Source organism: Caballeronia sordidicola, from assembly GCF_002220365.1.
Lineage (GTDB): Bacteria > Pseudomonadota > Gammaproteobacteria > Burkholderiales > Burkholderiaceae > Caballeronia > Caballeronia sordidicola_C.
In genome coordinates this window covers 1-5712 of sequence record NZ_MTHB01000186.1, presented here as the reverse complement: position 1 = coordinate 5712, position 5712 = coordinate 1, and the positions used below count along the sequence as shown (strand labels likewise).

The 5712-nt window shown below is 52.5% G+C and carries 2 tRNA genes and 3 rRNA genes; all 5 read left to right on the top strand.

Annotated features, from left to right (window positions below):
• Positions 1 to 240 precede the first annotated feature (240 nt).
• The 5 genes from BSU04_RS26660 (at position 241) to rrf (ending at position 5637) form a co-directional block, all read left to right on the top strand.
• Positions 241 to 1773: ribosomal RNA gene (locus BSU04_RS26660) — 16S ribosomal RNA — on the top strand.
• 70 nt (positions 1774 to 1843) lie between these two features.
• Positions 1844 to 1920, top strand: a tRNA-Ile gene (locus tag BSU04_RS26655).
• Positions 1921 to 1999: 79 nt separating this feature from the next.
• Positions 2000 to 2075: transfer RNA gene (locus tag BSU04_RS26650), tRNA-Ala, on the top strand.
• A 338-nt stretch (positions 2076 to 2413) separates the two neighbouring features.
• Positions 2414 to 5296 (top strand): 23S ribosomal RNA (locus tag BSU04_RS26645).
• Between the two features lie 228 nt (positions 5297 to 5524).
• Positions 5525 to 5637: ribosomal RNA gene (rrf, locus tag BSU04_RS26640) — 5S ribosomal RNA — on the top strand.
• The 16S, 23S and 5S rRNA genes sit together here with 2 tRNA genes alongside, the layout of an rRNA operon.
• Positions 5638 to 5712 lie beyond the last annotated feature (75 nt).

Here is a 5712-nt window from a genome sequence, read left to right as displayed (position 1 = left end):
TAGCGAATGTTCTTTAAAAACTAACAGCCGATAAGTGTGGGCGCTTGGTGCTTGGCTTTAAGCGTGGTGGTGTTTTCCGGGGTAACTCGGGAGATGTTGCCGTGAAGCGAAAGTATCAAGTCTCACACTAGTATTAAGGTAGGTTTTGAGCGTCTTTCTGTAAAAGGGAAGATGGGAGGAACTTGTCAGTACGTTGAGTGAGCGACCTATTCGCAAGAATAGAAAACAGTAACAGGCATTGAACTGAAGAGTTTGATCCTGGCTCAGATTGAACGCTGGCGGCATGCCTTACACATGCAAGTCGAACGGCAGCACGGGGGCAACCCTGGTGGCGAGTGGCGAACGGGTGAGTAATACATCGGAACGTGTCCTGTAGTGGGGGATAGCCCGGCGAAAGCCGGATTAATACCGCATACGATCTACGGAAGAAAGCGGGGGATCCTTCGGGACCTCGCGCTATAGGGGCGGCCGATGGCAGATTAGCTAGTTGGTGGGGTAAAGGCCTACCAAGGCGACGATCTGTAGCTGGTCTGAGAGGACGACCAGCCACACTGGGACTGAGACACGGCCCAGACTCCTACGGGAGGCAGCAGTGGGGAATTTTGGACAATGGGGGAAACCCTGATCCAGCAATGCCGCGTGTGTGAAGAAGGCCTTCGGGTTGTAAAGCACTTTTGTCCGGAAAGAAAACTTCTGCCCTAATACGGTGGGAGGATGACGGTACCGGAAGAATAAGCACCGGCTAACTACGTGCCAGCAGCCGCGGTAATACGTAGGGTGCGAGCGTTAATCGGAATTACTGGGCGTAAAGCGTGCGCAGGCGGTTCGTTAAGACAGATGTGAAATCCCCGGGCTTAACCTGGGAACTGCATTTGTGACTGGCGAGCTAGAGTATGGCAGAGGGGGGTAGAATTCCACGTGTAGCAGTGAAATGCGTAGAGATGTGGAGGAATACCGATGGCGAAGGCAGCCCCCTGGGCCAATACTGACGCTCATGCACGAAAGCGTGGGGAGCAAACAGGATTAGATACCCTGGTAGTCCACGCCCTAAACGATGTCAACTAGTTGTTGGGTCTTCATTGACTTAGTAACGTAGCTAACGCGTGAAGTTGACCGCCTGGGGAGTACGGTCGCAAGATTAAAACTCAAAGGAATTGACGGGGACCCGCACAAGCGGTGGATGATGTGGATTAATTCGATGCAACGCGAAAAACCTTACCTACCCTTGACATGGTCGGAACCCTGCTGAAAGGTGGGGGTGCTCGAAAGAGAACCGATACACAGGTGCTGCATGGCTGTCGTCAGCTCGTGTCGTGAGATGTTGGGTTAAGTCCCGCAACGAGCGCAACCCTTGTCCTTAGTTGCTACGCAAGAGCACTCTAAGGAGACTGCCGGTGACAAACCGGAGGAAGGTGGGGATGACGTCAAGTCCTCATGGCCCTTATGGGTAGGGCTTCACACGTCATACAATGGTCGGAACAGAGGGCTGCCAACCCGTGAGGGGGAGCTAATCCCAGAAAACCGATCGTAGTCCGGATCGTAGTCTGCAACTCGACTACGTGAAGCTGGAATCGCTAGTAATCGCGGATCAGCATGCCGCGGTGAATACGTTCCCGGGTCTTGTACACACCGCCCGTCACACCATGGGAGTGGGTTTTACCAGAAGTGGCTAGTCTAACCGCAAGGAGGACGGTCACCACGGTAGGATTCATGACTGGGGTGAAGTCGTAACAAGGTAGCCGTATCGGAAGGTGCGGCTGGATCACCTCCTTTCTCGAGCTCAAACGTATTAAAGTGAAGTGCTAAAGCGCTCACGCTTATCGGCTGTAAGAAGACAGGCTAAGGGTCTGTAGCTCAGTTGGTTAGAGCACCGTCTTGATAAGGCGGGGGTCGTTGGTTCGAATCCAACCAGACCCACCATGATTCGCTTGAGTGATGATTAACGAATGCGTTAAGTGTCACAAAAGAGGAATGACGGACCCTTGAGCAACGCGGTACTGGGGGATTAGCTCAGCTGGGAGAGCACCTGCTTTGCAAGCAGGGGGTCGTCGGTTCGATCCCGTCATCCTCCACCAATCACCAACGCAACGCATTCTCGGGAACACGAGAGAGTGGATTGCATTGGCGATTGAGCCAGTCAGTAAGCGATTTTAAGCATAGCGCTTAGAGTCGTGCTGTCGTTCTTTAACAATCTGGAAGAAGTAGTAAAGGTCAACTTGAAAGCACTTAGAGATGGGTGTGAGTAAATTGATCAGGGTTGTGATTGTATCAATGTATGAAAAGGTAATCGAAAGATTGCTTTGGAATACGGCGCAACACGAATACTCAACCTATAGCGGTGTGAAAGAGGTTTCCCTCGAAGCTGAACTTCGGTTCGGTGTAGAGAGGACTCTCGGAGACGCACTCGTTATAGGGTCAAGCGAACAAGTGCATGTGGTGGATGCCTTGGCGATCACAGGCGATGAAGGACGCGGTAGCCTGCGAAAAGCGACGGGGAGCTGGCAAACGAGCTTTGATCCGTCGATGTCCGAATGGGGAAACCCGGCCCTTCTGGGTCATCCTAGACTGAATACATAGGTCTAGTGAAGCGAACGCGGTGAACTGAAACATCTAAGTAACCGCAGGAAAAGAAATCAACCGAGATTCCCAAAGTAGTGGCGAGCGAAATGGGATCAGCCTGTACTCTTTAGCACGACCGTTAGCCGAACACTCTGGAAAGTGTGGCCATAGCAGGTGATAGCCCTGTAGGCGAAAGCGGATGTGTGGAACTAGGTGTACGACAAGTAGGGCGGGACACGTGAAATCCTGTCTGAAGATGGGGGGACCATCCTCCAAGGCTAAATACTCGTGATCGACCGATAGTGAACCAGTACCGTGAGGGAAAGGCGAAAAGAACCCCGGGAGGGGAGTGAAATAGATCCTGAAACCGCATGCATACAAACAGTCGGAGCCTTCGCAAGGGGGTGACGGCGTACCTTTTGTATAATGGGTCAGCGACTTACGTTCAGTAGCAAGGTTAACTGATTAAGGCAGCCGTAGCGAAAGCGAGTCCGAATAGGGCGTTCAGTTGCTGGGCGTAGACCCGAAACCAAGTGATCTATCCATGGCCAGGTTGAAGGTGCGGTAACACGTACTGGAGGACCGAACCCACTAATGTTGAAAAATTAGGGGATGAGCTGTGGATAGGGGTGAAAGGCTAAACAAACTTGGAAATAGCTGGTTCTCTCCGAAAACTATTTAGGTAGTGCCTCGTGTATCACCTTCGGGGGTAGAGCACTGTCATGGTTGTGGGGTCCATTGCGGATTACTACGCCATAGCAAACTCCGAATACCGAAGAGTGCAATCACGGGAGACAGACATCGGGTGCTAACGTCCGGTGTCAAGAGGGAAACAACCCAGACCGCCAGCTAAGGTCCCCAAATATTGCTAAGTGGGAAACGAAGTGGGAAGGCTAAAACAGTCAGGAGGTTGGCTTAGAAGCAGCCACCCTTTAAAGAAAGCGTAATAGCTCACTGATCGAGTCGTCCTGCGCGGAAGATGTAACGGGGCTAAGCAATATACCGAAGCTGCGGATGCGAGATTTATCTCGCATGGTAGGAGAGCGTTCCGTAAGCCTGTGAAGGTGCATTGAAAAGTGTGCTGGAGGTATCGGAAGTGCGAATGCTGACATGAGTAGCGATAAAGGGGGTGAAAAGCCCCCTCGCCGTAAGCCCAAGGTTTCCTACGCAACGTTCATCGGCGTAGGGTGAGTCGGCCCCTAAGGCGAGGCAGAAATGCGTAGCTGATGGGAAGCAGGTTAATATTCCTGCACCATTGTTAAATGCGATGGGGGGACGGATCGCGGAAGGTTGTCCGGGTGTTGGAAGTCCCGGTCCTTGCATTGGAGAAGGCGCTTAGGCAAATCCGGGCGCGTAATTCAAGGGTGTGAGGCCATTCGCTTAGGCGAAGAAGCAATCGGAAGTGGTTCCAAGAAAAGCCTCTAAGCTTCAGTTTAACAAGACCGTACCGCAAACCGACACAGGTGGGCGAGATGAGTATTCTAAGGCGCTTGAGAGAACTCGGGAGAAGGAACTCGGCAAATTGGTACCGTAACTTCGGGATAAGGTACGCCCCTGTAGCTTGATGCGCCTGCGCGCAAAGGGTGAAGGGGTTGCAATAAACTGGTGGCTGCGACTGTTTAATAAAAACACAGCACTCTGCAAACACGAAAGTGGACGTATAGGGTGTGACGCCTGCCCGGTGCCGGAAGATTAAATGATGGGGTGCAAGCTCTTGATTGAAGTCCCGGTAAACGGCGGCCGTAACTATAACGGTCCTAAGGTAGCGAAATTCCTTGTCGGGTAAGTTCCGACCTGCACGAATGGCGTAACGATGGCCACACTGTCTCCTCCCGAGACTCAGCGAAGTTGAAGTGTTTGTGATGATGCAATCTCCCCGCGGCTAGACGGAAAGACCCCATGAACCTTTACTGTAGCTTTGCATTGGACTTTGAACCGATCTGTGTAGGATAGGTGGGAGGCTATGAAACCGGAACGCTAGTTTCGGTGGAGCCGTCCTTGAAATACCACCCTGGTTTGTTTGAGGTTCTAACCTTGGTCCGTGATCCGGATCGGGGACAGTGCATGGTAGGCAGTTTGACTGGGGCGGTCTCCTCCCAAAGTGTAACGGAGGAGTACGAAGGTACGCTAGGTACGGTCGGAAATCGTGCTGATAGTGCAATGGCATAAGCGTGCTTAACTGCGAGACCGACAAGTCGAGCAGGTGCGAAAGCAGGTCATAGTGATCCGGTGGTTCTGTATGGAAGGGCCATCGCTCAACGGATAAAAGGTACTCTGGGGATAACAGGCTGATACCGCCCAAGAGTTCATATCGACGGCGGTGTTTGGCACCTCGATGTCGGCTCATCTCATCCTGGGGCTGTAGCCGGTCCCAAGGGTATGGCTGTTCGCCATTTAAAGAGGTACGTGAGCTGGGTTTAAAACGTCGTGAGACAGTTTGGTCCCTATCTGCCGTGGGCGTTGGATATTTGAAGGGGGCTGCTCCTAGTACGAGAGGACCGGAGTGGACGAACCTCTGGTGTACCGGTTGTCACGCCAGTGGCATCGCCGGGTAGCTATGTTCGGAAGAGATAACCGCTGAAAGCATCTAAGCGGGAAACTCGCCTTGAGATGAGATATCCCTGGAGCTTCGAGCTCCTTGAAGGGTCGTTCTAGACCAGGACGTTGATAGGTCAGGTGTGGAAGTGCAGTAATGCATTAAGCTAACTGATACTAATTGCCCGTAAGGCTTGATCCTATAACCAGTGTGTGTCGGCAGCCGTTCGTGCTTCAGCACTTATGGATGCCCCATCCCGCGCAACGCGCGGGGTCTTAAGCACACGCCTAGGTTGAGATCATGTTGTGCCAAGTAACAAACACAATCCAGTAACAACGAGGCGCTCGGGCTTAAACACCCCGGTGAACTCGACTACTTCTTCCCCAGATTGGTTGTAGCGCCCCCAAGCGATACAACACCCCCTTTATGCCTGATGACCATAGCGAGTTGGTCCCACCCCTTCCCATCCCGAACAGGACCGTGAAACGACTCCACGCCAATGATAGTGCGGATACCCGTGTGAAAGTAGGTAATCGTCAGGCTCCTCATGCGCTGCATTGCATCGCAGCTAAACAAAAACCCCACCCCATAAAGGTGGGGTTTTTGCGTTCCTGAAC